The 25,322-nt window shown below is 62.5% G+C and carries 23 protein-coding genes; 6 read left to right on the top strand and 17 right to left on the bottom strand.

What is annotated here, in order from left to right; genetic code table 11:
• Positions 1-2 precede the first annotated feature (2 nt).
• Complete coding sequence (locus P3R38_RS20305) at positions 3-716, bottom strand: ABC transporter permease (RefSeq protein ID WP_023382185.1); 714 nt, start codon at positions 714-716, stop codon at positions 3-5.
• A 378-nt stretch (positions 717-1,094) separates the two neighbouring features.
• Between P3R38_RS20305 and P3R38_RS20300 the strand changes: the two genes are divergently transcribed.
• Positions 1,095-1,673, top strand: coding sequence for a hypothetical protein (locus P3R38_RS20300; protein WP_041925543.1), 579 nt, complete (start codon positions 1,095-1,097; stop codon positions 1,671-1,673).
• 89 nt (positions 1,674-1,762) lie between these two features.
• On the top strand, positions 1,763-3,346 hold the full coding sequence (locus P3R38_RS20295; protein WP_023382184.1) for a peptide chain release factor 3: 1,584 nt from the start codon (positions 1,763-1,765) through the stop codon (positions 3,344-3,346).
• Between the two features lie 153 nt (positions 3,347-3,499).
• On the opposite strand, the gene P3R38_RS20290 is transcribed toward P3R38_RS20295, so the two are convergent.
• From P3R38_RS20290 to P3R38_RS20225, 14 genes are all read right to left on the bottom strand, one after another.
• Positions 3,500-4,579 (bottom strand): polyamine ABC transporter substrate-binding protein, encoded by a 1,080-nt coding sequence (locus P3R38_RS20290; RefSeq protein WP_023382183.1) that lies wholly within the window; start codon positions 4,577-4,579, stop codon positions 3,500-3,502.
• 52 nt (positions 4,580-4,631) lie between these two features.
• On the bottom strand, positions 4,632-4,973 hold the full coding sequence (locus P3R38_RS20285) for a cupin domain-containing protein (protein ID WP_023382182.1): 342 nt from the start codon (positions 4,971-4,973) through the stop codon (positions 4,632-4,634).
• A gap of 31 nt (positions 4,974-5,004) precedes the next feature.
• Entirely contained in the window at positions 5,005-6,411 is a 1,407-nt protein-coding gene (locus P3R38_RS20280) for an FAD-dependent oxidoreductase (protein ID WP_027906594.1), read from the bottom strand.
• 64 nt (positions 6,412-6,475) lie between these two features.
• On the bottom strand, positions 6,476-7,300 hold the full coding sequence (locus tag P3R38_RS20275) for a nuclear transport factor 2 family protein (protein WP_177429835.1): 825 nt from the start codon (positions 7,298-7,300) through the stop codon (positions 6,476-6,478).
• 51 nt (positions 7,301-7,351) lie between these two features.
• The gene (locus P3R38_RS20270; protein WP_162144434.1) at positions 7,352-7,525 is read right to left on the bottom strand and encodes a hypothetical protein; all 174 of its coding nucleotides are present in this window, start codon (positions 7,523-7,525) and stop codon (positions 7,352-7,354) included.
• 82 nt (positions 7,526-7,607) lie between these two features.
• The gene (locus P3R38_RS20265) at positions 7,608-8,576 is read right to left on the bottom strand and encodes a peptide ABC transporter ATP-binding protein (protein WP_023382179.1); all 969 of its coding nucleotides are present in this window, start codon (positions 8,574-8,576) and stop codon (positions 7,608-7,610) included.
• Positions 8,576-9,544: an ABC transporter ATP-binding protein gene (locus P3R38_RS20260; RefSeq protein WP_023382178.1), complete on the bottom strand. Its 969-nt coding sequence runs from the start codon at positions 9,542-9,544 to the stop codon at positions 8,576-8,578. Before P3R38_RS20260 ends, P3R38_RS20265 begins: the two co-directional genes overlap by 1 nt.
• Before the next feature lie 10 nt (positions 9,545-9,554).
• Positions 9,555-10,481: an ABC transporter permease subunit gene (locus P3R38_RS20255; RefSeq protein ID WP_023382177.1), complete on the bottom strand. Its 927-nt coding sequence runs from the start codon at positions 10,479-10,481 to the stop codon at positions 9,555-9,557.
• A 10-nt stretch (positions 10,482-10,491) separates the two neighbouring features.
• Positions 10,492-11,502, bottom strand: a complete 1,011-nt coding sequence (locus tag P3R38_RS20250) for an ABC transporter permease subunit (RefSeq protein ID WP_023382176.1) — start codon at positions 11,500-11,502, stop codon at positions 10,492-10,494.
• Between the two features lie 75 nt (positions 11,503-11,577).
• On the bottom strand, positions 11,578-13,173 hold the full coding sequence (locus P3R38_RS20245; RefSeq protein ID WP_023382175.1) for an ABC transporter substrate-binding protein: 1,596 nt from the start codon (positions 13,171-13,173) through the stop codon (positions 11,578-11,580).
• 73 nt (positions 13,174-13,246) lie between these two features.
• Complete coding sequence (locus P3R38_RS20240; RefSeq protein WP_023382174.1) at positions 13,247-14,626, bottom strand: OprD family porin; 1,380 nt, start codon at positions 14,624-14,626, stop codon at positions 13,247-13,249.
• 200 nt (positions 14,627-14,826) lie between these two features.
• Positions 14,827-16,419: an ABC transporter substrate-binding protein gene (locus P3R38_RS20235; RefSeq protein WP_277686545.1), complete on the bottom strand. Its 1,593-nt coding sequence runs from the start codon at positions 16,417-16,419 to the stop codon at positions 14,827-14,829.
• A 123-nt stretch (positions 16,420-16,542) separates the two neighbouring features.
• Positions 16,543-18,168, bottom strand: a complete 1,626-nt coding sequence (locus P3R38_RS20230; RefSeq protein ID WP_023382172.1) for an ABC transporter substrate-binding protein — start codon at positions 18,166-18,168, stop codon at positions 16,543-16,545.
• Between the two features lie 337 nt (positions 18,169-18,505).
• Positions 18,506-19,222, bottom strand: a complete 717-nt coding sequence (locus P3R38_RS20225) for an SIMPL domain-containing protein (protein ID WP_023382171.1) — start codon at positions 19,220-19,222, stop codon at positions 18,506-18,508.
• Between the two features lie 202 nt (positions 19,223-19,424).
• On the opposite strand from P3R38_RS20225, the gene P3R38_RS20220 reads away from it, so the two are divergent.
• The 4 genes from P3R38_RS20220 to P3R38_RS20205 all read left to right on the top strand — a co-directional run bounded on the left by P3R38_RS20220 (position 19,425) and on the right by P3R38_RS20205 (position 23,793).
• The gene (locus P3R38_RS20220; RefSeq protein WP_023382170.1) at positions 19,425-20,684 is read left to right on the top strand and encodes an ATP-binding protein; all 1,260 of its coding nucleotides are present in this window, start codon (positions 19,425-19,427) and stop codon (positions 20,682-20,684) included.
• Positions 20,681-21,241: a response regulator transcription factor gene (locus tag P3R38_RS20215; RefSeq protein ID WP_016391130.1), complete on the top strand. Its 561-nt coding sequence runs from the start codon at positions 20,681-20,683 to the stop codon at positions 21,239-21,241. Before P3R38_RS20220 ends, P3R38_RS20215 begins: the two co-directional genes overlap by 4 nt.
• 197 nt (positions 21,242-21,438) lie before the next feature.
• Complete coding sequence (locus P3R38_RS20210; RefSeq protein ID WP_023382169.1) at positions 21,439-22,380, top strand: AEC family transporter; 942 nt, start codon at positions 21,439-21,441, stop codon at positions 22,378-22,380.
• Positions 22,381-22,434: 54 nt separating this feature from the next.
• The gene (locus P3R38_RS20205) at positions 22,435-23,793 is read left to right on the top strand and encodes an amino acid permease (RefSeq protein WP_023382168.1); all 1,359 of its coding nucleotides are present in this window, start codon (positions 22,435-22,437) and stop codon (positions 23,791-23,793) included.
• Between the two features lie 70 nt (positions 23,794-23,863).
• Here P3R38_RS20205 and P3R38_RS20200 read toward each other — a convergent pair whose 3' ends face one another.
• Together P3R38_RS20200 and P3R38_RS20195 are read right to left on the bottom strand one after the other, a co-directional pair.
• Positions 23,864-24,235 (bottom strand): carboxymuconolactone decarboxylase family protein, encoded by a 372-nt coding sequence (locus P3R38_RS20200; protein ID WP_023382167.1) that lies wholly within the window; start codon positions 24,233-24,235, stop codon positions 23,864-23,866.
• 10 nt (positions 24,236-24,245) lie between these two features.
• Complete coding sequence (locus tag P3R38_RS20195) at positions 24,246-25,289, bottom strand: calcium/sodium antiporter (RefSeq protein WP_027906590.1); 1,044 nt, start codon at positions 25,287-25,289, stop codon at positions 24,246-24,248.
• Positions 25,290-25,322 lie beyond the last annotated feature (33 nt).

Genomic DNA, 25,322 nt, shown 5'->3' with positions numbered 1-25,322 from the left:
CGTTATCGGGCCAGGCCAGGTTCCAGCCAGCGTCTGCTGGCGAAACTCACCGCCGCGTCCAACGCCAATGCCAGCAGTGCCGTGCAGGCAGCGCCCAATAGCAGTTGTGGCTGGTTGTTCAAGGCGATGCCGGGGAAGATCAGGCTGCCCAGACTGTTGGCACCGATCAGGAACGCCAGCGGCGCCGTTCCAACGTTCAGGGCCAGGGCTACGCGCACACCGCCGACGATGATCGGCACGGCATTGGGCAGTTCCACCTGCCACAGTTGCTGGCGCGGGGTCATGCCAATGCCGGTGGCGGCTTCCTTGAGCGAGGCGGGGACGTTCTTCAGACCCTCGTAGGTATTGCGCACGATGGGCAGGAGAGAGGCGAGGAACAGCGCGAAGATCGCAGGACCTGCGCCGATGCCCAGGACACTGAGCGCGATGGCCAGGACGGCCAGGGGGGGAATGGTGTTGCCAACGTTGAAGAACTGCATGAAGCGCTCGGCTTTGTCGACCCGGTGCGGTCGACTCAAGGCAATGCCGGCAGGGATGCCCACGGCCAGCGCCGCCGCCATCGAAGCCAGCACCAATACCAGGTGCGCTTGCAGGTAGAACCCAAGATCGTCGCGATAACGCGCGATCGTGTCGATGCCGATCCAATGGACCAGCAGGGCCAGGATGACGAGCACGGTGGCCCATCCCAACAGCCCTTTTCCGTAGCGTGCAGCCACAGGCGGACTCCTTGTGTAGTCGGCGAACACACTCCCGTGGCGGCCGGCCATTCCTGGCGGCAGGCAGTGTGGTCGCGAGTAGCAGCGTGCGGTCTCGACGCGGACGCGACACGCCATTTAGCCAAGCCCCGTCAGGCTCGAAATGCCGGTGAAACCAGCCCTGACCCAATGGACGTTGCCGAGGGGGTAACAGGATTGTGGACGTCTCCAGGGGGCCAAAGGTTCCCATCTGAGCCGGCATTTGGCCAGCGCGGATTTTTTCAGGTTGATTGTTTCCTCCTGCCTATCGAAACGCCAAGGCCGCTGAATACGGGGCTCGCAGGAGGTTGGAAGCGCCCTCCTTGCGACCCTGGAAAAAAACACTTGAGGTAGTTTCATATGCTTGAACATGACTACGATCGCTCCTTTATCGCCCATGTCACCTCCACCACTGCGGGCTTGGAGGGCTATCTGGATTGCGCAAAAGTGGTGGAGAAGGGCGTGCAGGTAGCCCGCGTCGCAGACGATTGGCTGATCCTGACCTCGCTGACGGTCGGTGAGCCTCATTACTTCTGGTTCCGCTGCATGGTGGATGAAGCCAGGGGGCGTCGTTACTACGACATTCAATCCTGGAGCCGTCGCACGGGGCGTGATTTCAACGCAAGGACCCGCCACCTGGACCGTAATGGCAACGGCTACGGCTGCCTGTACGACACCCCGGTCAGCGACGACCGCCTTTGGAAACTGATGGCGCAGAACCAAGACGGGGGCTTCAGCAGCTTGGATCAGGCGCCGCGAGCGGGTGAGTCGCTACCCGTGCGGATCTGGACACGAACCACCAACCTCGAGTTGGGTGCCACAGGTCGGGAGGACGTTGGCGGGCATTGGTTCGCTTATGCCCGGGCGGGCGACGGCCACGCGCTTGACCTGCAGCTTCAGATCACGCACATCGGCGAAGAACTGCTCGACGACCATTGAGGTCGGTTTCGGCGGCCACTGTTTGGGTATGGCTATGGATTCGGGTATAATCTCGGCCCTTTTTTTGATCTCCAGTCAGGCGATTTCCCATGACCAACCAGGCCGCCGAAGTCGCGAAGCGCCGCACTTTCGCAATCATTTCCCACCCCGACGCCGGTAAGACCACCATCACCGAGAAGCTCTTGCTGATGGGCAAGGCGATTTCCGTTGCGGGCACCGTGAAGTCGCGCAAGTCCGACCGCCACGCCACCTCCGACTGGATGGAAATGGAGAAGCAGCGCGGTATCTCCATCACCACCTCGGTGATGCAGTTCCCATACCGCGAGCACATGATCAACCTGCTCGACACCCCCGGCCACGAAGACTTCTCGGAAGATACCTACCGCACCCTGACCGCGGTGGACTCGGCGCTGATGGTGCTCGACGGCGGTAAGGGCGTCGAGCCACGTACCATCGCCCTGATGGACGTCTGCCGCCTGCGTGACACACCGATCGTCAGCTTCATCAACAAACTCGACCGTGACATCCGCGACCCGATCGAACTGCTCGACGAGATCGAAGCCGTCCTGAAGATCAAGGCTGCGCCAATCACCTGGCCGATCGGTTGCTACCGGGACTTCAAGGGCGTCTACCACCTGACCGGCGACTACATCGTGGTGTACACCCCGGGCCATGGCCACGAGCGTACCGAAGCGAAGATCATCCAGAAGCTGGATTCCGACGAGGCCCGTGCCCACCTGGGCGACCAGTACGAGTCGTTCGTCGAGCAGTTGGAGCTGGTGCAGGGCGCCTGCCACGAGTTCAACCAGGAAGAATTCATCAACGGTCAGCTGACCCCAGTGTTCTTCGGTACCGCGCTGGGCAACTTTGGGGTCGACCATGTGCTCGACGCTGTCGTCGACTGGGCGCCGCGACCCTTGGGTCGTGTGGCCCACGAGCGGACCGTCGAGCCAGTTGAAGAGAAGTTCACCGGTTTCGTGTTCAAGATCCAGGCGAACATGGACCCGAAACACCGCGACCGTATCGCCTTCATGCGCATTTGCTCGGGCAAGTACGAGAAGGGCATGAAGATGCGCCACGTGCGTATCAACAAGGACCTGCGCGTAGGCGATGCGCTGACCTTCTTCTCCTCCGAGCGTGAGCAACTGGAAGAGGCCTATGCCGGCGACATCATCGGCCTGCACAACCACGGCACCATCCAGATCGGTGACACCTTCACCGAAGGCGAGGCATTGGGCTTTACGGGTATTCCGCACTTTGCGCCGGAACTGTTCCGTCGCGTGCGCCTGAAGGACCCGCTCAAGTCCAAGCAATTGCGCCAGGGCCTGCAGCAGTTGGCCGAAGAGGGCGCGACCCAGGTGTTCTTCCCCGAGCGCAGCAACGACATCATTCTCGGCGCCGTGGGTGTGCTGCAGTTCGACGTGGTCGCCAGCCGCCTGAAGGAAGAGTACAAGGTCGAGTGCGCCTACGAGCCCATCACTGTCTGGTCGGCGCGCTGGATCAGCTGCGACGACAAGAAGAAGCTCGAGGAATTCCAGAACAAGGCCATGGAGAACCTGGCCATCGACGGTGGCGGCCACCTGACCTACCTGGCACCGACCCGGGTCAACCTGTCGTTGATGGAAGAGCGCTGGCCGGACATCAAGTTCCGCGCTACCCGCGAACACCACTGATCCTCGGGGTAGGATCAGCACCGTGTGGTGTCTGATCTGGCCCTATCACCGGCAAGCCGGCTCCCACAGGTACAGCGCCAGTCCATAGGGCTGTGCAACAGTCGGTGGGAGCCGGCTTGCCGGCATTGAGGCCAGTGAAAACTGCACAGGGGCTCAGTTACCGGCCTTGATGCTGGTCCAGATCCGCGTCCGAATGCGGTCGATCTTGGCTGGCATCGCCTCTAGCGCATAGAGCTTGCCCATCACGTCCTCGCTCGGGTAAATCATCGTATTACCCTTCATCGCCGGCTCTACCAACCCGTCTGCCTTGAGGTTGCCGTTGGCGTACTGCACATGGTTGCTGATATTGGCCATCACTTCCGGCTGCAACAGGTAGTTCATGTAGGCATACCCGGCTTTCTCATCGGGTGCATCGGCTGGCATGGCGACCATGTCGAACCACATCGGCGCGCCTTCCTTGGGAATCGAGTAGCCCACCTTCACTCCGTTCTTCGCCTCCTCGGCGCGGTTCTTCGCTTGCAGTACATCCCCCGAGAAACCCACCACCACGCAGATATCGCCATTGGCCAGGTCGCCGGTGTACTTCGAGGAGTGGAAGTAACTGATGTACGGGCGCACCTTCATCAACAGCGCCTTGGCCTTGTCGTAGTCCTTTGGGTCCTGACTGTGGTGCGGCAGGCCGAGGTAGTGCAAGGCGATCGGAAGCAGCTCGGGGCCGTTGTCCAGCACCGCGACGCCGCAACGCTTGAGCTTGCTGATGTTTTCGGGCTTGAAGATCAGGTCCCAGGAGTCCACGGGCGCATTGTCGCCAAGCACTGCCTTGACCTTGTCGATGTTGTAGCCAATGCCGGTACTGCCCCACAGGTACGGGAAGCCGTACTGGTTGCCGGGATCGTTCACCTCCAGCGCCTTGAGCAGCACCGGGTTGAGGTTGTGCCAGTTGGGCAACTGCGACTTGTCCAGCTTCTTCAGGGCCTTGCCCTGGATCTGCCGGGCCATGAAGTGGTTGGAGGGAAACACCACGTCGTAGCCGGAGTTACCCGTCATTAGCTTGCCGTCGAGGGTCTCGTTGCTGTCGTAGACATCGTAGGTTGGAACGATGCCCGTAGCTTGCTGGAAGTTCTTGAGCGTGTCAGGGGCCACGTAGCTGGACCAGTTGTAGATCTTCACCGTGTCAGCGGCGCTGACCACGCTGGCGGCCAGCATCAGGGGGGCGACGAGGAGTGTGCGCATGTCTGGAGTACCTTGCTTTGTCTGTTGTTATCGAAGGCAGGCGATCAGCGGATCAGAAAATCAGGACGTAGGTTTTTCGCACGGTTTCCTGGATGTCCCAGGTACCTGTGCTGTTGGCCGGTAGCATCAGGGCATCTCCGGCTTCTATGGACAGGGGCTCGCCACCATCGGGGGTGAAGGTGCAGCGGCCTTTGATGAAATGGCAGAACTCCTGTTGCACGATCTGCCGTCGCCAGCGGCCGGGTGTGCACTCCCAGATGCCGGTTTCGACACCATCGCTGCGCTCGACGCAGGTGACCGAGGTCACTGCTACGGGTTCGCCAAGTGGCACCGCAACCGGGCTGGAGGTGTCGAGCACGGCGCTTTCGGTGTGTTTGAACTGGGTGATGCTCATGACCGGTGGATCCTGTGTAGGGTGAAGGTAATCAGTGCATGAAGCCTTCCATGAAGTCCGCAAGCGAGCTGGCCAGGCGCCGCCTCCAGGGCGCGCTGGCGGGGTTGGCGAGGGTCCGGTCCTCGTGGACGAAGCTTTGGATGATCGCGTTGTAGCCCAGCCAGCGGCACGGCTCGGGCGGCCAGCTGGCCAGGCTCGACACGGGCCGGTTGTCCAGCACCCAGGGCTGTGCGGTCAGTTCGTTGTGCTGGTTGAGAATCAGCGCCGCCAGCGTGCGGCCGCCCAGGTTGGTGGCCCCGACGCCTTCACCGCCATAGCCACCGGAAAGGGCGATACCGCGCTGGCGGTCGCAGAGCATGTGCGGGCGGAAGCGCCGGGCCATGCCCAGGTTGCCGCCCCACGAATGGGTGATCCGTACGTGTCCCAGCTGCGGGAACAGCTCGCTGAACAGGTAGCGACGCAGCTCGATCTCTTGATCGTTCAGGTTGAAGTTCTCGCGCAGACGGCCGCCGAAGCGATAGCCGCCGCGGGCGCCGAACACCAGGCGGTTGTCGGCGGTGCGTTGGCCGTAGGTGACCTGGCGGCTGCTCTCGCTGAAGGCTTGGCCCTGGGACAGGCCGATCCGTTCCCAGGTCGATTCCGGCAGAGGCTCGGTAGCCACCAGCAGGCTCTGTACCGGCAGTTGGTGCTTGCCCAGCGGGGGCAGGCTGGCGGCGTAACCCTCCACGGCAGGCACTACCCAGTGGCAGCGAATATGCGCCAGGGGCGAGCGAACTGCACCGGGCTGCCAGTCGATGGCCGGGGTGTTCTCGTAGATCGGCACGCCCAGCGCTTCCACTGCACGGGCCAGGCCGCGCACCAGCTTGGCCGGCTGGATCGTCGCGGTGTGCGGACTGTAGATGGCGCCATAGGCATTGCTGACCCGCAGTTGGGCATCCAACTGCTCGGGGCGCAGCCAGCGATAGTCGTCCTCGGTCATGCCCTGGCGATACAGGTCATCAAGGTAGGCGCGCAGGTTGCGCTCCTGCTCGGGGTAGCGCGCAGCGCAATACAGGACGCCACCTTTACGGTAATCGCAGTCGATGGCCTCGCGTTGCAGCACGCTTTGCACTTCATCGGGAATGCCGTGCAGCAGGTCGATGCTGGCGCGGCGCGTTTGCGGTGACAGCGTGGCGAGCAACCGGTCCTCGCCCAGCAGGTTGCCCATCAGCCAGCCGCCATTGCGCCCCGAGGCACCGAAGCCGGCGATGTTGGCTTCGATTACAGCAATGCTCAGTTGCGGCGCCTGCCGCTTGAGGTAGTAGGCGGTCCACAGGCCGGTATAGCCCGCACCGATGATGCACACATCGACGTCCAGGTCTTCGCGCAGAGCGGGGCGCGCGCACAGTGGCTCGTCGAGCTGGTCCATCCACAGGCTGAGCGTGCGCAGGGGTTGCATCGGGTTCGGCTCCACATCCATCAATGTCTGTGGGCGATCCTAGTAGCGTTCGACGATGGCTGTCTTACGTGCGTGCACGCAGGGAATTTTGCTTCAGGTACGCCTTGGGCGTCAGGCCGGTGTGTTCGCGAAACGCTTTGTAGAACGCCGAAAGTGAGTTGAAGCCGGCATTGAAGGCCAGGTCGTCTATCGGCGTGTCGGCGCTGCCGTGGTCAAGGATCGCCATCAAGTGTTGCAGGCGGGCCTGGTTGACGTAGCGATAGAAGCTCTGCCCGAGCACCTGGTTGAGCAGGTAGGAGATCTGGTTGCGGCTGTAGCCGCTGGCGTCGGCGACCTGTTGCAGATTCAGCTCCGGGTCAAGGTAGGGGCGTTGGCGCTGGAAATAGTGCTCAAGGTCCTGAGCCATGGTCGACAGTTGGCGTGGTGACAGGCCCAAGCGGCTGGTGGCAGGACGCAAACCGCCGCTGGCAGGGCTGTGGCCATTCTGGCGCACGAGGGTGGCATATTCGTTGACTCGCCAGATCAGGTCGTCCTTGACGGTAATTGCCTCGCTGGACTGGAACGCCACCAGGCCGTCGCCGCCCTGGACCGTCACCTGGTACTGGATGAACGCGGTGCAGCCGTCCACGCGGATGCGGTCGCTATGGACGATGTCTTCGCCAGCCTCATGGGGCAGGCAGGCGCGCACGTAGTCGCGCAGCTCGTGGTAGCCGAGCACGCGATTCTGGAAAAAGTCGTGGTACTGGATGTCAGGGTGGTAGAGCGCGATGACGCCATCCAGGTCGCGGTGCTTCCAGCACAGGTGATAGCGCAGCACCGTGTCAGCCGTGCGTGGGGTCTGGTCTGGGCCGTCGGGGAGGGTGAGGGCGGTCATGAATGGATAGTGCATTGCAGAACACCCAGGTGCAAGGGCGTGGGTCCGGCATATTGCACGGTTCTATCAAGCGGCAGGCAGCGTAAGCCGTTGATTCGGATAGCTATGGGTTTTCGCGGGCGCTGGCATGGCGCGTGCACCGGTTTGTTCACCGCCGAACAGGAGAAAAGCCATGCGCTCGATACTGCTGTGGATGATTGGGGTGCCGATTCCAGTGATCATTCTGATCTGGTTCTTCATGCATTGAGACGGCCATTGCCGACAATCCGGCCCCTACAGCGCCTGTAGGAGCCGGCTTGCCGGCGAGGGGCGCTATCTGGGCCTAGAGAAACTGCTCCGCATAATGGCAAGCCACCTGCCGGGAGGCCACCTGCCTGAAGGCCGGTACCTCGTTGGCACACCGCTCGGTCGCGTAGGGGCAGCGCTTGTGGAACGCGCAGCCCTCTGGCGGGTTCAGCGGGTTGGGCAGTTCGCCGGCAATGCGGATCTTCGGCTTCAGCGGGTCCGGGTGGATCGCCGGAGTCGCCGACAGCAACGCCTGGGTGTAGGGATGCAGCGGCTTTTCGTAGATATCCTCCTTCGGCCCCATCTCTGCCGGCCGGCCCAGGTACATCACCAGCACCTGATCCGCTACATGGCGCACTACTGCCAGGTTATGCGAAATGAACACGTAGGCGGTGTTGAACTCCCTTTGCAGGTCCATGAACAGGTTAAGGACCTGGGCCTGGATCGACACGTCCAGCGCTGAGGTTGGCTCGTCCGCCACCAGCACCTTCGGTTGCAGCATCATCGCCCGGGCCAACGCAATCCGCTGGCGCTGGCCGCCGGAGAACATGTGTGGGTAGCGCTGGTAATGCTCGGGACGCAGGCCTACCTGTTCCATCATCTTCTGCACTTTTTCGCGCCGCTCGGCCTTGCTCAGCGAGGTGTTGATCAACAGCGGTTCTGCCAGTTGATCGCCGATTTTCTGCCGGGGGTTGAGCGACGCGTAAGGGCTCTGGAAGACCATCTGCACATCGCGGCGCAGCTGCTTGCGTTCAGCCTTGCTGGCGCCCTTGACCTCGGTGCCGGCGATTTGCAGCGAACCGGAGGAGGGCTCTTCGATGAGTGTCAGGGCGCGGGCCAGGGTCGACTTGCCACAGCCGGATTCGCCGACCACGGCCAGGGTCTTGCCAGCCTCTAGCTCGAACGACACGCCATTGAGGGCGCGTACCAGGGCATGGCCTTTGAACAGACCACGCGATACTTCGTAATGCCGGGTCAGCTCCCGAGCGGAAAGAACGACGGCCATCACGCCACCTCCTGGTTCAGCGGATAGAAGCAACGCACCAGGCTATGCGCCTGGGGATCAAGGGGTGGGCGCTGGCGCCGGCAGTTTTCCTGCACGTACGGGCAGCGCGGCGACAGCAGGCAGCCGGCTGGGCGGTCGTAACGACCGGGTACGATGCCGGGTAGCGTGGACAGGCGTTCGGCACCGAGACTGTGCTCGGGGATGGCCGCCAACAGGGCTTCGCTGTAAGGGTGGGCGGGTACGTCGAACAGCTCTGGTACCTGGCCCACTTCCACGGCTTGCCCGGCGTACATCACGCACACGCGCTTGGCGGTTTCGGCCACCACGGCCAGGTCGTGGGTGATCAGGATGAGCGCCATGTTGCGCTCTTTCTGCAAGTTGACCAGCAGTTCCATGATCTGCGCCTGGATGGTCACGTCCAGGGCGGTGGTCGGCTCGTCGGCGATCAGCAGCTTGGGCTCGCCGGCGATCGCCATGGCGATCGCCACCCGTTGGCTCATGCCGCCGGACAACTGGTGCGGGTAGGCGTCCAGGCGGCTTTCGGCAGCCGGAATCTCGACCTTCTTGAGCAATTCCAGGGCACGCTGGCGAGCGGCCTTGCCCTTGAGGCCCAGGTGTTGGCGCAGCACCTCCTCGATCTGGTAGCCCACGGTGTAGCTGGGGTTGAGCGCGGTCATCGGGTCCTGGAAGACCATGGCGATGTCCTTGCCCACCACCTTGCGCCGCTGGCGGCCGCTGAGCTTGAGCATGTCGGTGCCGTCGAAGGTGAGGGCGTCGGCAGTGATACGCCCGGGGGCGTCGATCAGGCCCATCAGGGCCATCATGGTCACCGACTTGCCCGAGCCGGACTCGCCGACGATGGCCAGGATCTCGCCGGCATCTACCGCCAGGTCCAGGCCGTCCACCACGGGTACTGCATTGGTGTCGCCGAAGCGCACGTTCAGGTTGTTGATCTGCAACAGTGACATGGCGTTCTCCTCAGGCGGCGTTCTTGAGTTTCGGGTCCAGCGCATCGCGCAGGCCGTCGCCCATCAGGTTGATTGCCAGCACACTGAGCAGAATGGTCAGGCCGGGCAGGCTCACCACCCACCAGGCGCGCTCGATGTAGTCACGTGCCGAAGCCAGCATGGTGCCCCATTCCGGGGTGGGCGGTTGCACGCCCAAGCCGAGGAAGCCCAGGGCCGCGGCGTCGAGAATCGCCGAGGAGAAACTCAGGGTCGCCTGCACGATCAGCGGCGCCATGCAGTTGGGTAGCACGGTGACGAACATCAAGCGCGGCAGGCCGGCACCGGCCAGGCGCGCGGCGGTGACGTAGTCGCGGTTCAACTCGCCCATTACCGCCGCGCGGGTCAGGCGCACGTAGGACGGCAGTGACACGATGGCGATGGCGATCACCGTGTTGATCAGGCCTGGGCCGAGGATGGCGACGATGGCCACGGCCAGCAGCAGCGAGGGCAGGGCCAGCATCACGTCCATCAGGCGCATGATCGAAGGGCCGAGGATCTGCGGGAAGAACCCGGCCAGCAGGCCGAGCAGGATACCGGGGATCAGCGACATCACCACCGACGACAGGCCGATCAGCAGCGACAGCCGAGCGCCCTGGATCAACCGCGAGAGCAAGTCGCGGCCCAGTTCGTCGGTGCCGAGGATGAACTGCCAGGTACCGCCTTCGAGCCACACCGGAGGGGTCAGCAGGAAGTCGCGGTACTGCTCGCTGGGGTCGTGCGGCGCGACCCATGGGGCGAACACAGCGCAAAACACCACCAGGCACATGAAGGCCAGGCCCAGCACTGCACCTTTGTTGCGTGAAAAGGCCTGCCAGAACTCTTTGTACGGTGACGGGTAGAGCAGGCTTTGGTCCACCGGGCTGGCCGGCGTGACGGATTTTGGAATCGGGCTAGTCATGGCGAAGACCTCAGCGCTGATGACGGATGCGTGGGTTGGCCAGGCCGTAGAGGATGTCCACGACGAAGTTGACCAGAATCACCAGGCAGGCAATCAACAGGATGCCATTCTGGACCACGGGGTAGTCACGGGCGCCGATGGCTTCGATCAGCCACTTGCCGATGCCCGGCCAGGAGAAGATGGTTTCGGTGAGCACCGCACCGGCCAGCAAGGTGCCGACCTGCAGGCCGAACACCGTCAGGACAGGGATCAACGCGTTACGCAGACCGTGCACGAAGACCACGCGGGCCGGTGACAGGCCTTTGGCGCGGGCGGTACGGATGTAGTCCTCGCGCAGCACTTCGAGCATCGACGAGCGGGTCATGCGGGCGATCACCGCCAGCGGGATGGTGCCCAGCACGATGGCTGGCAGGATCAGGTGCATCACGGCATCCTTGAAGGCGCCTTCTTCGTCGCTGAGCAATGTGTCGATGAGCATGAAGCCGGTCTTCGGCTCGATGTCATAGAGCAGGTCGATGCGCCCCGACACAGGGGTCCAGCCCAGGCTCACGGAGAAGAACATGATCAGGATCAGGCCCCACCAGAAGATCGGCATGGAATAGCCGGCCAGGGAAATGCCCATCACCCCGTGGTCGAACAGCGAACCGCGCTTGAGCGCGGCGATCACCCCGGCCAGCAGGCCGACGACTCCGGCGAACACCAGGGCGGCGAAGGCCAGTTCGAGGGTGGCCGGGAACAGAGTGAGAAACTCGGTCCAGACACTTTCGCGGGTGCGCAGCGACTCGCCCAGGTCTCCCTGGGCGAGTTTGCCGACGTAGTCCAGGTACTGGACCGGCAGGGGCTTGTTCAGGCCCAGGCGTTCCATGGCCTGGGCGTGCATTTCAGGGTCGACCCTGCGCTCGCCCATCATGACTTCCACCGGGTCGCCGGGGATCAGGCGTATGAGCGCGAAGGTCAGCAAGGTGATACCGAAGAAGGTCGGAATCAGCAGGCCTAGACGCCGGGCAATAAAACTCAACATTGTCGGAGGTACCTCATCAGCCGGTCAGGGCAGTGCCGCCGGTGCCCGTGTGGGGTCCCGGCGGTCGTTGTTGTTCTACTTCACCTTGGTGGTGGCGAAGTTGTTGTTGGTCAGAGGGTTGATCACGTAACCCTCCACGTTGTCACGCATGGCGGTGAACATCTTCGGATGGGCCATGCTGATCCAGGGTTGATCGTCATCGTACACCTTCAAAGCCTCGGCATAGAGCCTTGCGCGTTGGTCGTTGTCGATCACTTCGCGGGCGCGGGTGATCAGCTCCTGGAATCTGGGGTTGCACCAGCGCGCGTAGTTCTCGCCGCTTTTGGCGGCATCGCAGCTGAGCAGGGGACTGAGGAAGTTGTCCGGGTCGCCGTTGTCGCCGGCCCACCCGGTGGACACCAGGTCGGCTTCACCGTTCTTCGCCCTGCGCAGCATCTCGGCCCATTCCATCACGCGGATATCCAGCTTGAGGCCGATCTGCTTGAGGTCGGCCTGCAGCATCTCGGCGGACAGCCGTGGGTTGGGGTTGGTCGGGCCGCCGCCATTGCGGGTGAACAGGGTGATCACGGTGCCTTCGGGTACACCCGCTTGCTTGAGCAACTCGCGGGCCTTGGCCAAGTCGCGAGGCGGGTTCTTGTTGTCGGTGTTGTAGCCGATCATGGTCGGTGGGTAGGGGTTCACGCCGACCAGTGCGTTGCCCTTGCCGAATAGCTGGTCAACATGGGTCTGGCGGTCGAAGGCCATGTTGATGGCTTTGCGCACGCGCACATCGCTCAGGTACTTGTGCTCGGTATTCATCGAGATGTAACCGGTGACCAGTGCTTCGATCTCGTCGACCTTCAGCTTGGGGTCCGCCTTGATCGACGGCACATCGTCTGGCTTGGGGTACAACGCCACCTGGCATTCGTTGGCGCGCAGTTTCTGCAGGCGCACGTTGCTGTCGGTGGCGATGGCGAAGATCAGCGAGTCGGCCGGTGGCTTGCCGCGGAAATAGTCCGGGTTGGCTTTGTAGCGGACCTGGGCGTCCTTGTTGTAGCGCTGGAAGACGAAGGGACCGGTGCCGATGGGCTTGCTGTTGAGGTCGCCGGTCTTTCCCGCCTTGAGCAACTGGTCGCCGTATTCGGCGGAGTAGATCGAGGTGAAGGCCATGGCCATGTCACGCAGGAACGGTGCCTCCGGTCGAGTGAGTGTGATCACCACGGTGCGATCGTCGGTCTTTTCCACCGACTTGAGCAGTTCCTTGAAGGCCATGCTTTCGAAGTATGGGTAGCCGACGCTGCTCTTGGCGTGCCACGGGTGGTTCGGGTCGAGCTGGCGGTTCAGGCTCCACAGCACGTCGTCGGCGTTGAAATCGCGGGTAGGCGTGAAGTAGTCGGTGGTGTGGAACTTGACGCCTTCGCGCAGGTGGAAGGTATAGGTCAGGCCGTCTGGCGAGACGTCCCAACGCTCGGCCAGGGCGGGCTGGATATCAGTGGTGCCGGGCTTGAAGTCGACCAGACGGTTGAATACGGTCTCGGCCGCGGCGTCGGCGGTGACCGCCGTGGTGTACTGGACGATGTCGAAGCCTTCCGGGCTGGCTTCGGTGCATACCACCAGCGGCTTGGCCGCCAGGTGCGTGGCACTGCCCAGGATGACCGCTGCGAGGGCAGCGCGGAGCGGTAACGATTTCATGGAAACTCCCTGCTTGCATTGTTTCCAGCGTAGCCGCCACGGCCCGAGGTGGAGCGGGCCGTGGCGTCAGCGGTTACAGAATGTTGAACGGAATGGTGGTGACGATACGCAGTTCGTCCAGGCTGCCATCACCCTGGGCCTTGCTGGCCCGGTGCGCGGTGTAGGTGGCGCGGATGCTGGTGTCTTTCAGTGGCCCGCTCTGTACCGCGTAGCTGGTGCCGATCCCCCACTCGTAATGGGTCTCGCCATCCAGTCCATTCACGTCGTAGGCGGTGCCGCGGTAGTGAGTACCGTCGATGCCCCAGCCTCGGGCGTTGTACAGGTTGAACTTCAGGCCAGGCACGCCGTAGGGCGCCATGTTCAGTACGTAGGAAATCTGCAGGGATTTCTCGTTCGGGCCGTTGAAGTCCGACAGCAGCGAGTTGGCCAGGTAGATGCCGTTGGTCTCGTGCAGGTAGTCGAAGTACTCGTTGCCGTTCACCTGCTGCCACGAGGCGGCGAGGGTGTGGGCCTGGTGAGTCAGGCCAAGCGACAGGCTGTAGGTGTCGTTGTCGATGTCACCCATCTTCTTGCTGCCTTCGTCCACGGTCTTGTAGTAGTTCAGGCCGGTGGTCAGGCTAAGCACCGCGCTGTCGCCCAGCACGTGGTTGGCACCGAAGTAGTACTGGTTCCAGAAATCATCGACCTTGGTGGCGTACAGGCTGGTAGTCAGGCTCTTGAGCGGCTGGTAGTTGACCCCGGCGGTGCTGGCACGGTCGGTTTCGACACCGGTGGCGCTGTACTCGCTGCGGAATTTGCTCAGGCTCTGCTCGGTACGCGGGGAGACCCGGTCGAAGGTGCCGAGATCGAACGAAAGGTTGTCGAACTCGGCGCTGTGCAGGAATGCACCCTGGAAGCTCGATGGCAGGGCACGGTTACCGATGAAGGCGATCATCGGTGTGTCGACGGATTGGCGGCCCACGGTGAGGGTGGTGTTGGACACGCGTGCCTTGACGTTGGCCAGGCCCATCTTGCTCCACTGGCCGATGGGGTCGCCATCGCTGTGGGTCAGGGTACGGTTGTTGGGGCCGGCGACTGCCGCGCGGCCCTGTTCCAGGGCGATGGCGTTGTAGCCGGCCGCTTCCACGGCGAAGCCCACGGTGCCCTGGGTGAAGCCCGAGCTGTAGTTGAGGATGGTGCCTTGCAGCCAGTTGTCCCGGCTGTGGGTGTCGTGGCGGGTGCCATCGCTCTTGTAATACTTCCACAGCGGAGCGCGGGTGGCGCGCTCGCGGGCGTACCAGTTACGGGTGCTGCCGGATAGGCTCTGGCCGTCGATGAAGCCTTTGGCATCGTCCTGCTCGCTGGTGCTTTTCAGGCTGAACGGAACGTAGTCCTGGCTCTGGGTTTCGGCCTGTGCCATGGCGCAGAAGGTGCCGATGGATAAGGCCAGCGCGGTTATCGTGAAACGTTTCAAAGTAAAGCTCCCTTTCTTTTCTTTTAGTTCTCACCAGGCCTCGTGGGCTGGGGTGTTTGCTGCGGTGTTGCCAGGGTTGCCACGGGATCGCCGGGCATGTTCTTCGTCTGTACCGGCCTTCTCGCCGGCAAGCCGGCTCCAGCAGCCACAGCCCGTGCAGGCGCTGGCTTGCCGGCGATAGGACCGGTATCGGTTGCAGGTCAGTCGATGCTCACACCCGAGAAGTCGTTGCGGCCAAACGGGCTGACCCGAAAGTCGGCGACCTTGGCGCTGATCGGCTGGTTGACGGTGGAATGCGCCACCGGCGTGATCGGCACCTGCTGCTTGAGGCGCTGCTGGGCCTGTTGGTAAAGCGCCGTGCGTTCGGCGCGGTCGGTGACTTGCTTGGCTTTCTTCACCAGGCTGTCGTACTGCGGGTCGCACCACAGCGAGTAGTTGTTGCTGCCGATGGCATCACAGTTGTAGAGGGTGCCCAGCCAGTTGTCCGGGTCGCCGTTGTCACCGGTCCAGCCGATCAGGGCGATATCGTGTTCACCGCTCTTCATGCGCTTGAGGTACTCGCCCCACTCGTAGCTGACGATGCGCACCTTGAAGCCGAGCTTGCTCCAGTCGGCCTGCAGCATCTCGGCCATGAGCTTGGCGTTGGGGTTGTAGGGGCGTTGCACCGGCATGGCCCACAGGGTGACTTCGGTGCCTTCCTTGACACCGGCCTGTTGCAGCAGGGCCTTGGCTTTGGCCGGGTCGAACGGGGCATCCTTGATGGTTTGGTCATAGGACCATTGAGTGGGCGGCATGGCGTTGACCGCCTGTTGGCCGGAGTCCTGATACACCGCCTGGAGAATCGCCTGTTTGTTCACCGCCATGTCCATGGCCTGGCGGACTTCCAGCCGGTCGAACGGTGGATGTTGGGTGTTGTAGGCGATGTAGCCGAGGTTGAAGCCAGGTTGCCGGAGCACCTGCAACCGGTCGTCTCCCCTGAGCGCTGGCAGGTCTGCCGGGCGCGGGTGCAGGGTGACCTGGCATTCATTGCGGCGCAGCTTCTGAATGCGCACCGAAGGGTCGACGTTGATCGAGAACACCAGGTTGTCGATCTTGACCTCATTCGCTGCCCAGTAGTCTTTGTTGCCCTTGAAGCGGATCTGCGCGTCTTTCTGGTAGCGCTGGAATACGAAGGGGCCAGTGCCGATCGGTTGCTGGTTGATGTCGCTGGGGCGGCCGCTGGCCAGCAGTTGTTGGGCGTACTCGGCGGACAGTATCGAGGCGAAGCTCATGGCCAGGTTCTGGATGAACGCGGCATCGACGCGGTTGAGGGTGAACACCACGGTGTGCGGGTCGGTTTTCTCGACACGGGCGATGTTCTTGTCCAGGCCCATGCTGACGAAGTAGGGGAACTCAGTGGGGTAGGCCTTACGGAACGGGTGCTGCTTGTCGAGCATGCGGTTGAAAGTGAACAGCACATCCTCGGCATTGAAGTCGCGGCTTGGGGTGAAAACCTTGTTGGCGTGGAACTTGACCCCTTCGCGCAGGTGGAAGGTGTAGCGCAGGCCGTCATCGGATACTTCCCATCGGGTAGCCAGGGCGGGTTGTACCGCTGTGCCGCCGCGCTCGAACTCGACCAGTCGGTTGTAGATCGGCTCGGCGGCGTCATTGTCGGTGGCGCTGGTGTACTGGGCTGTGTCGAACCCTGCCGGACTGCCCTCCGAGCAGAACACCAGGCTCTTGGCCTGGAGGGCAGAGGCCTGGGCCAGCAGGCTGAGGGCAAGCAGGGTCGAAAGACGGGTAACGTGGCGCATGGCAATTCCTTTTCCAGCTGTTCTCGCCGCCTCGGGGTACGAATTGCGGCAACAGGGACCCAAACCCGACGCGGGTAGCGTCGGGGTGGGCTGCATGTAGGGGAAGGGGCGAAGGTTGCGGTGCTACTTGTCTACGCTGACGCCGTAGAACGAGTTCAACGCGAACGGACTGATCTTGAAGTCCTTCACCTTGGCGCTCATTGGCTGATACACGGTGGAGTGCGCGATAGGTGTGATGGGTACCTGTTCCTTGAGGATGTGTTGCGCCTTCTGGTACAGCTCGGTGCGTTTGCCCTGGTCGGAGGTGGCCTTGGCCTGCTTGATCAGGTCGTCATAGGGCTTGTAGCACCACTTGGAGAAGTTGTTGCCGTCAATGGCATCGCAACCGTAGAGGGTACCGAGCCAGTTGTCCGGGTCACCGTTGTCGCCGCTCCAGCCAATCAGCATCGCACCCTGCTCGCCGCCCTTGGAACGCTTGATGTACTCACCCCATTCGTAGCTGACGATCTTGGCCTTGATACCAATCTTGCCCCAGTCGGACTGCAGCATTTCGGCCATCAACTTGGCGTTGGGGTTGTAGGGACGTTGAACCGGCATCGCCCACAGGGTGATCTCGGTGCCTTCCTTGATACCCGCTTCCTTGAGCAGTTGCTTGGCTTTCTCCGGGTCGTAGGCGGCGTCCTTGATGCTGTCGTCGTAGGACCACTGGGTCGGCGGCATGGCGTTGACGGCAAGCTGGCCGGCGCCCTGGTAGACCGATTCGATGATCTTCTTCTTGTCTACGGCCATATCCAGCGCTTCGCGGACCTTGAGCTGGGACAGCGGGTTGGGTTCGTTGCTGCCCTTGACCTTGTCCATCACGTTGTAGGCGATATAGCCCAGGTTGAAACCGGCCTGCTGTGGCATCTGCAGGTTCTTGTCCTCTTTGAGCGGCTCGATGTCCGCCGGGCGCGGGAACAGGGTGACCTGACACTCGTTCTTCTTCAGTTTCTGCATGCGCACCGAGGCATCGGTGGTGATGGCGAAGATCAAGTTGTCGATCTTCACGTCCTCAGGCTTCCAGTAGTCCTTGTTGCCCTTGAATCGGATCTGCGCGTCCTTCTGGTACTTGCTGAACACGAACGGGCCCGTGCCGATGGGCTTCTGGTTGATGTCGGCGGCCTTGCCTTGCTTGAGCAACTGGTCGGCGTACTCGGCCGACTGAATGGAGGCGAAGCTCATGGCCAGGTTCTGAATGAACGCGGCATCGACCTCATTGAGGGTGAAACGCACGGTGTGATCGTCGAGTTTCTCCACCTTGGCGATGTTCTTGTCCATGCCCATGTCGGTGAAGTAGGGGAATTCGGTGGGGTAGGCTTTACGGAAGGGGTGGTTCTTGTCGAGCATGCGGTTGAAGGTGAACAGCACGTCGTCGGCGTTGAACGCCCGGGTTGGCTTGAAGTAGTCGGTGGTGTGGAACTTGACCCCTTCACGCAGATGGAAGGTATAGGTCTTGCCGTCGTCAGACACTTCCCACTTGGTCGCGAGCCCCGGGATGACCGCGGTACCGCCGCGTTCGAACTGGGTCAGGCGGTTGAACACGGTTTCAGCCGAGGCGTCGAAGTCGGTTCCCGTGGTGTACTGCCCAGGGTCGAAGCCGGCTGGACTGCCCTCGGAGCAGAACACCAGGTTGGATGCGGCTTGGGCGAAGGGGGCGCCGGCTAGCAAGCCTGCGCCGACCAGGAACGGAATGACTGCGTGTTTGAGCATGGTGGCCTCATTGTTGTCATTTTTTTCAGTTGAGGTGGCCTCGTGAGCCGACCTGCGGATACTTATGCAGGGGGTATTCCCAATGCAACAGTCAGGAGGATAGTTGGCGCCAGAAAAGTAGTACGACCGTACATGGATGTCGCATTCATGTAACTTTCACGCAAGTTGAACGTTTGCGCAGGCCGAAAGATGGCATTTTGCTGATTATTTCGAGGCGGGATGATACGTAGGACGCACCGTTTTCGTGCGTAGGAAATGTCTGAAATTACTAAGTTAGAGCGCTGCGTGTGCGGCTTTGTGCCGCGAGAGGGGCGCATGGCGCCCCTCAAGGGATGGGTCAGGGCATTTGCACTTCGATCAGGCCATCGGCGTTCATGCTGACTTCACTGGTGCCGGCCTCGATGTCCGGCGCCGGGGCCGCTTCGTCGGCACCCATGGCTTTCATCGCCATGGGCGCGCTACGCAGGTACGGGCGTGGGTAGCCGCTACTGTTGAGGTTCAGGCTGACCACCTTGTAGCCCTTGCCACCCAGGGCCTCGGTGGCCAGTTGGGCGCGTGCCTTGAAGGCCTCGACGGCGTCCTTGAGCAGGGCATCCTCGCTGGCCTTGCGGGTGGCTGCGGCGATGGAGAAGTCCATGCCGCCCATTTTCATGTTCTGCAGCAAGTCGGCGGTCAGCTGCGACAAGGCCGGGAAGTCGGCGCTCTCAAGGCGCAGCTCGGCACGTTCGCGCCAGCCGGTGATCTTCTGGCCTTTGCTGTCGTATACCGGGTAGCTGTTGCGGCTGCCCTGGCTGATCTTCACGTCCTTGACCTGACGGGCCTGCTGGATGGACGTGTTCAGGGTTTCGGTGATCTGCTTGGCCAGCTTGCCTGGGTCGGTGTTCTGCGCTTCGCTGTAAAGGGTCACCACCATCAAGTCGCGTGGGACTTCCTTGCTGACTTCGGCGCGCAGCGACACCTGGTTGTAGCGTGGCTCATCGGCGGCCAGTGCAGGCAAGCTGGCGAGCAGGCCGCAAGACATGACCAGGGCGGCGCCGCGACGGGAAATTTGCATGTAGGACTCCTTGGCAATAAAAGGCGTGGGCTTGGGCGTTCCTTTCCACGCATGGCCCATCAGACCGGGAACAGTGTAGTGGGTTCAAAAGTGCCATCATGAACCTGTGACAAAGTGTGGCGCTTTGCCGCATCGCTGCAGCGAAGCGCCTGGCTTCGGTATACTCCAGCCGATTTTCCTGGAGCACTCATCAGGAGAGCTCATGCTCGCCGCCGTACAACCGCTATCCGCTACCCGTCAGAACCTCTGGCGCCTGACCGTCATTCGCGTGCTGGTCCTGGCTGCCCAGGCCGGCTCGGTGGGCGTCGCCTACTGGACCGAACTGCTGCCGCTGCCCTGGTTCTCGCTGGCGGCGACGTTGGCACTCTCATCCATCCTGTGCGCGTTCACCGCGTTGCGCCTGCGCCTGTCGCTGCCAGTCACCGAGCTGGAATACGCCTTGCAACTGGCCTGTGACCTGCTGATTCACAGTGCGTTGCTTTATTACTCGGGCGGCTCGACCAACCCGTTCGTGTCGTATTACCTGGTGCCGTTGGCGATTGCCGCAGTGACCCTGCCATGGCTCTACTCGCTGATTCTCTCTGGCATCGCGCTGACGGCCTACAGCCTGTTGCTGGTGCAGTTCTACCCGCTCGAAGGGTTGCCGATGGCGCGGGACAAGATGCAGGTGTACGGCATGTGGCTGAGCATCGCGCTGGCGGCAGCGGTGATCACCTTCTTCGCCGCCCGCATGGCCGAAGAGCTGCGTCGCCAGGAGCAACTGCGTTCCGAGCGGCGGGAAGAAAGCCTGCGCGACGAGCAGTTGCTGGCCGTGGCCACCCAGGCGGCAGGCGCGGCCCATGAGTTGGGCACGCCGCTGGCGACCATGAGCGTCCTGCTCAATGAAATGCGCCAGGACCATTCGGACCCGATGCTGCAGGAAGATCTGCAGATCCTTCAGGACCAGGTCAAACTGTGCAAGGAAACCCTGCAGCAACTGGTGCGGGCAGCCGAGGCCAACCGACGCATGGCGGTGGTCGAGCAGGACGTTACCGCCTGGCTCGACGAGGCGCTCAACCGCTGGCACCTGATGCGCCCGGAAGCCAGCTACCGGTTCCAGCGCCTGCGAGACGGCCAGGTGCCTCGCCTGACCCCGCCGCCGGATTTGACCCAGGCCCTGCTGAACCTGTTGAACAATGCCGCCGATGCCTGTCCGGATGACTTGGAAGTGCGCTTGGACTGGGACGCCCAGGACATCGTCATCAGCATCCGTGACCATGGCCCGGGCGTGCCGCCGGCCATTGCCGAGGCCATCGGCAAACCCTTTATCACCACCAAGGGCAAAGGCTTCGGCCTGGGCCTGTTCTTGAGCAAGGCCAGCGTGACCCGTGCGGGCGGTTCGGTGAAACTCTATAGTCATGAACAGGGTGGCACCCTGACCGAACTGCGCCTGCCCTATGGCAAGCGAGGAGATGAAAGATGAGCGAAGAAAACCAGGTCGAAGGCGAAGAATTGCCCCACCTGTTGCTGGTGGATGACGATGCCACCTTCACTCGGGTCATGGCCCGTGCCATGAGCCGTCGGGGGTTCCGTGTCAGCACGGCCAGTTCCGCTGAAGAAGGGCTGATTCTGGCCCAGCAGGACTTGCCGGACTACGCCACGTTGGACCTGAAGATGGAAGGCGATTCCGGTCTGGTGCTGCTGCCCAAGCTTCTGGAGCTGGACCCGGAAATGCGTGTGGTGATCCTGACCGGTTACTCGAGCATTGCCACGGCGGTCGAGGCGGTCAAGCGCGGTGCCTGCAACTACCTGTGCAAGCCAGCCGACGCGGACGATGTGCTGGCGGCGCTGCTCTCGGAACATACCGACCTCGATACCTTGGTGCCGGAAAACCCGATGTCGGTCGACCGCTTGCAGTGGGAACACATTCAGCGCGTGCTCAACGAACACGAAGGCAATATCTCCGCCACTGCGCGGGCGCTGGGCATGCACCGCCGGACCTTGCAGCGCAAATTGCAGAAGCGCCCGGTCCGCCGTTGACCTCCTGCTGCCTGCACCGGCCCTTTCGCGGGTAAACCCACGCCCACGGGGTGCACATCCCTGTGAAGCGGGTTTGCCCGCGAGGAGGCCAGCAAAGGCAGAAACGTCCGCGATAGTCCTCCACGATCCCCGCATTTCCTGACGCGTTGGCGTATCATTAGCCACCTAACGGCAACTCCCATCAGGATCGCTTGCGCATGCTCGCCCTTCTTATCCAGACGCTGAACATCACGGCCCCGGTGTTCGCCATGTTGTTCATGGGCGTGTTGCTCAAACGCATTCACCTGATCGACGACAACTTCAATCGCGTCGCCTCGCAGTTGGTGTTCAACGTCTGCATGCCGGCGTTGCTGTTCCTGGGTATCTACCACGCCGACCTGGCTTCGGCAGTCAAACCTGGAGTCATCCTCTATTTCATCGTCGCCACGCTGGTCGGTTTCGCCTTGGCCTGGGGCATGGCGATCTGGCGTAGCCCGCTGGCCGACCGGGGCATCTATACCCAAGGGGCATTTCGTGGCAACAACGGGGTCATTGGCCTGGCCCTGGCGGCCAGTCTCTACGGTGACTACGGCATCTCGCTGGGGGCGGTGCTCGCGGGGCTGGTCATCCTCATGTACAACTCGCTGTCGGCGGTGGTGCTGGCGGTGTACAGCCCCGACCTGAAGTCCGACCCCTGGAGCATTTGCAAGAGCATCTTCAGCAACCCGTTGATCATCAGCGTGCTGGTGGCCACTCCCATGGCGTACGGGCAAGTACCGCTGCCTAACTGGCTTTTGACTTCGGGTGATTACCTGGCGCAGATGACCCTGCCGCTGGCGCTCATCTGTATCGGCGGTACCCTGTCGCTGGCGGCCCTGCGTGACAGCGGCAGGCTGGCGATCGACGCCAGCCTGGTGAAGATGCTCTGGCTGCCGTTGATCGGCACCCTGGGTGCCTGGTTGTGCGGGTTCCGTGGGGCCGAGCTGGGCATCCTGTTCCTGTACATCGGCAGCCCGACCGCTGCGGCCAGTTATGTCATGGCCCGGGCGGCCAACGGCAATCATGAGCTGGCGGCTTCTATCATCGTGATCACCACACTAATGGCGGCGATTACCACCAACATTGGCATTTTCATCTTGCAGTGGGGCGGATGGATCTAGATCCTTGACTGCAAACAACTCCAACAACACGGCCTCCTGACTAAAGGACACTTCATGCAAGACCAGAGCACGCCCGAGCGGTTACAGCGCGGGCTGAAGAATCGCCATATCCAGTTGATCGCGCTGGGCGGGGCCATCGGCACCGGGCTGTTCCTGGGCATTGCCCAAACCATCCAGCTGGCCGGCCCGTCCGTGCTGCTGGGCTACGCCATTGCCGGCCTCATGGCCTTCTTCATCATGCGCCAGCTCGGCGAGATGGTGGTCGAAGAGCCGGTCGCCGGCAGCTTCAGCCATTTCGCCCACCAGTACTGGAGCGAGTTCGCAGGTTTCGTATCGGGCTGGAACTACTGGGTGGTGTACGTGCTGGTAGGCATGGCCGAGCTGACGGCCGTGGGCATCTACGTGCAGTACTGGTGGCCGGATTTTCCCACCTGGGCCACGGCGGCGATCTTCTTCGTGGCGATCAACGCCATCAACCTGACCCAGGTTAAGGTCTATGGTGAGCTGGAGTTCTGGTTCGCGCTGGTCAAGGTGGTAGCCATCGTCAGCATGATCGGCTTTGGTGCCTGGCTGTTGAGCAGTGGCCACGGCGGGCCGGACGCCAGCGTGGCCAACCTGTGGCAGTACGGTGGTTTCTTCCCCAACGGCGTGACTGGCTTGATCATGGCCTTGGCGGTGATCATGTTCTCCTTCGGTGGCCTGGAGCTGGTGGGTATTACCGCCGCCGAAGCAGACAACCCACGCCAGAGCATCCCCAAGGCGACCAACCAGGTGGTGTACCGCATCCTGATTTTCTACATCGGTGCACTGGCAGTGTTGCTGTCGCTGTACCCGTGGCAGAAGGTCGTGCAGGGCGGCAGCCCGTTCGTGATGATCTTCCACGAGCTGGACAGCGATCTGGTCGCGACCATCCTCAATATCGTGGTGCTGACGGCTGCACTGTCGGTCTACAACAGCTGTGTGTACGCCAACAGCCGCATGCTGTTCGGCCTGGCCAGCCAGGGTGATGCGCCGCGGCAGTTGCTCAAGGTCAGCCGTCGTGGCGTGCCGCTGACGGCGCTGGGTGTGTCGGCGTTCGCCACCGGCATGTGCGTGCTGATCAACTACCTGATGCCAGGTGAAGCCTTCGGTCTGTTGATGGCCCTGGCGGTGTCGGCCTTGGTGATCAACTGGGCCAGCATCAGCATTACCCACCTGAAGTTCCGTAAAGCCAAGCTGGCGGCGGGTATCAACCCGTTCTACCGCAGCTGGGGTCACCCGGTGACCAACTACCTGTGCCTGGCGTTCATCGTGCTGATTCTGGTGGTGATGTACCTGACCCCGCCGATTCGTATCTCGGTGTTGTTGATTCCGGCGTGGATCGCTGTGTTGTGGGTGGCCTTCAAGATGAAGAAGGCGCGCCAAGCCAAGTAAGACGGTCTGGCGTTATCGCCGGCACGTCGGCTCCTGCACGTTGGGAGCCGGCGTGACGGCGATACATCGTTCAACCCTGGTGGGTGTCGATTACTTCCTGGGCTGCCCTGAAGGCATCGATCGCCGCGGGTACTCCGGCATACACTGCGCAATGCAGCAACGCCTCGCGGATCTCCTCCACCGTACAGCCATTGTTCAAGGCCCCGCGCACATGCCCCTTGAGCTCTTGCGGGCACTTGAGTGCCGTCAGGGTCGCCAGGGTGATCAGGCTGCGGGTCTTCAACGGCAACCCGTCGCGAGCCCAGACACTGCCCCAGGCGTGTTGGTTGACGAAGTCCTGCAGCGGTTGGGTAAAGTCGGTGGCGTTGTTCAGGGCGCGGTCGACGAATGCATCCCCCATCACCTGGCGGCGAATCTGTTCGCCGGTGTTGTGTTCGGCCATGTTGTTTTCCTTAGTGTTGGCGACGCCAGGCGCGCAACGTGGTGTACAGCAGCACCACGCCCAGCACCGGCAAGACATAGAACAGCATCAGCCGTTCCAGGCGGCCGGCCAGTGGCATGCCTGTGGTGAACGCCACCACGTGCAGGCCATAGGCCAGGTACAGGCACAGGAACACCAGGCCCTCGGCGCGGGTGATCCGGTAGCCGGAATAGAACACCGGCAGACTCAGGGCTGCGACGCCCAGCATCACGGGCAGGTCGAAGGCCAGGGCGTTGGGCGAGATCGAAAGCGGCTCGGGGGCAATCGTCGCGGTCAGGCCGAGCACCGCGAGCAGGTTGAACAGATTGCTGCCGACGACCGTGCCCACGGCGATTTCCCGTTCGCCGCGCAAGGCGGCGATCATTGCGGTGGCCAGTTCTGGCAGGGAGGTGCACACGGCCACCACGGTGAGCCCGATGATGCGTTCGGACAGTCCCAGGTCGGTGGCGACTTCGACGGCAGCTTCCAGCATCAAGTGGCCGGCCAGGCTCAGTAGGCCCAGGCCCAATAGGATCTGCAGCGTCACGGTAAACCAGAAGCGCCGGGTGCTGATCGTGGCCACGCTGGGCGCGGGGTAGGTGCGGGCATAGTGGCGGGACTGGTGCCAGAGCATGGCCAGGTAGCCCGCCAGGCCGAAGAGCAACAGGCCCCCTTCCAGGCGGCCTAGGTAACCATTGGCTGCAAGCGCGTAGACCAAGGCGCTGGCGGCGATCATCAGCGGAATGTCCAGGCGCACCAGTTGGCGTGATACCCGCAAGGGGATGATCAGTGCCGCCAGGCCAAGAATGACCAGCACGTTGAAAATGTTGCTGCCGATCACGCTGCCCACGGCGACGTCCGGGGCGCCCTGATAGGCAGCTTGCAGGCTCACCGTCAGTTGCGGTGCGGTGCTGCCGAAAGCCACCAGGCTCAAGCCGATGATCAGCGGCCGCACATGCAGGCGTTGGGCCAGGCGCAGGGCGGCGCGCACCATCAGTTCGGCACCGCCGATCAGCAATAGCAGGGCCAGGCCCAGTTGCAGCAGGCTGAAGGTGGGGAGGGTGGCCAG

It is taken from the genome of Pseudomonas sp. NyZ480 (assembly GCF_029537255.1).
GTDB lineage: Bacteria > Pseudomonadota > Gammaproteobacteria > Pseudomonadales > Pseudomonadaceae > Aquipseudomonas > Aquipseudomonas taiwanensis.
This window is presented reverse-complemented; position numbering and strand designations above follow the sequence as displayed.

Excerpts from the sequence above, each read along its gene's own strand:
- P3R38_RS20285 (WP_023382182.1), bottom strand. The coding sequence starts at position 4,973 with ATGAGCATCACCCAGTTCAAACACACCGAAAGCGCCGTGCTCGACACC.
- P3R38_RS20245 (WP_023382175.1), bottom strand. The coding sequence starts at position 13,173 with ATGAAATCGTTACCGCTCCGCGCTGCCCTCGCAGCGGTCATCCTGGGC.
- P3R38_RS20225 (WP_023382171.1), bottom strand. The coding sequence starts at position 19,222 with ATGCAAATTTCCCGTCGCGGCGCCGCCCTGGTCATGTCTTGCGGCCTG.
- P3R38_RS20300 (WP_041925543.1), top strand. The coding sequence starts at position 1,095 with ATGCTTGAACATGACTACGATCGCTCCTTTATCGCCCATGTCACCTCC.
- P3R38_RS20205 (WP_023382168.1), top strand. The coding sequence starts at position 22,435 with ATGCAAGACCAGAGCACGCCCGAGCGGTTACAGCGCGGGCTGAAGAAT.
- P3R38_RS20210 (WP_023382169.1), top strand. The coding sequence starts at position 21,439 with ATGCTCGCCCTTCTTATCCAGACGCTGAACATCACGGCCCCGGTGTTC.
- P3R38_RS20270 (WP_162144434.1), bottom strand. The coding sequence starts at position 7,525 with ATGAAGAACCAGATCAGAATGATCACTGGAATCGGCACCCCAATCATC.
- P3R38_RS20275 (WP_177429835.1), bottom strand. The coding sequence starts at position 7,300 with ATGCACTATCCATTCATGACCGCCCTCACCCTCCCCGACGGCCCAGAC.
- P3R38_RS20220 (WP_023382170.1), top strand. The coding sequence starts at position 19,425 with ATGCTCGCCGCCGTACAACCGCTATCCGCTACCCGTCAGAACCTCTGG.
- P3R38_RS20280 (WP_027906594.1), bottom strand. The coding sequence starts at position 6,411 with ATGCAACCCCTGCGCACGCTCAGCCTGTGGATGGACCAGCTCGACGAG.
- P3R38_RS20235 (WP_277686545.1), bottom strand. The coding sequence starts at position 16,419 with ATGCGCCACGTTACCCGTCTTTCGACCCTGCTTGCCCTCAGCCTGCTG.
- P3R38_RS20250 (WP_023382176.1), bottom strand. The coding sequence starts at position 11,502 with ATGTTGAGTTTTATTGCCCGGCGTCTAGGCCTGCTGATTCCGACCTTC.
- P3R38_RS20215 (WP_016391130.1), top strand. The coding sequence starts at position 20,681 with ATGAGCGAAGAAAACCAGGTCGAAGGCGAAGAATTGCCCCACCTGTTG.
- P3R38_RS20255 (WP_023382177.1), bottom strand. The coding sequence starts at position 10,481 with ATGACTAGCCCGATTCCAAAATCCGTCACGCCGGCCAGCCCGGTGGAC.
- P3R38_RS20290 (WP_023382183.1), bottom strand. The coding sequence starts at position 4,579 with ATGCGCACACTCCTCGTCGCCCCCCTGATGCTGGCCGCCAGCGTGGTC.
- P3R38_RS20295 (WP_023382184.1), top strand. The coding sequence starts at position 1,763 with ATGACCAACCAGGCCGCCGAAGTCGCGAAGCGCCGCACTTTCGCAATC.
- P3R38_RS20230 (WP_023382172.1), bottom strand. The coding sequence starts at position 18,168 with ATGCTCAAACACGCAGTCATTCCGTTCCTGGTCGGCGCAGGCTTGCTA.
- P3R38_RS20265 (WP_023382179.1), bottom strand. The coding sequence starts at position 8,576 with ATGGCCGTCGTTCTTTCCGCTCGGGAGCTGACCCGGCATTACGAAGTA.
- P3R38_RS20200 (WP_023382167.1), bottom strand. The coding sequence starts at position 24,235 with ATGGCCGAACACAACACCGGCGAACAGATTCGCCGCCAGGTGATGGGG.
- P3R38_RS20260 (WP_023382178.1), bottom strand. The coding sequence starts at position 9,544 with ATGTCACTGTTGCAGATCAACAACCTGAACGTGCGCTTCGGCGACACC.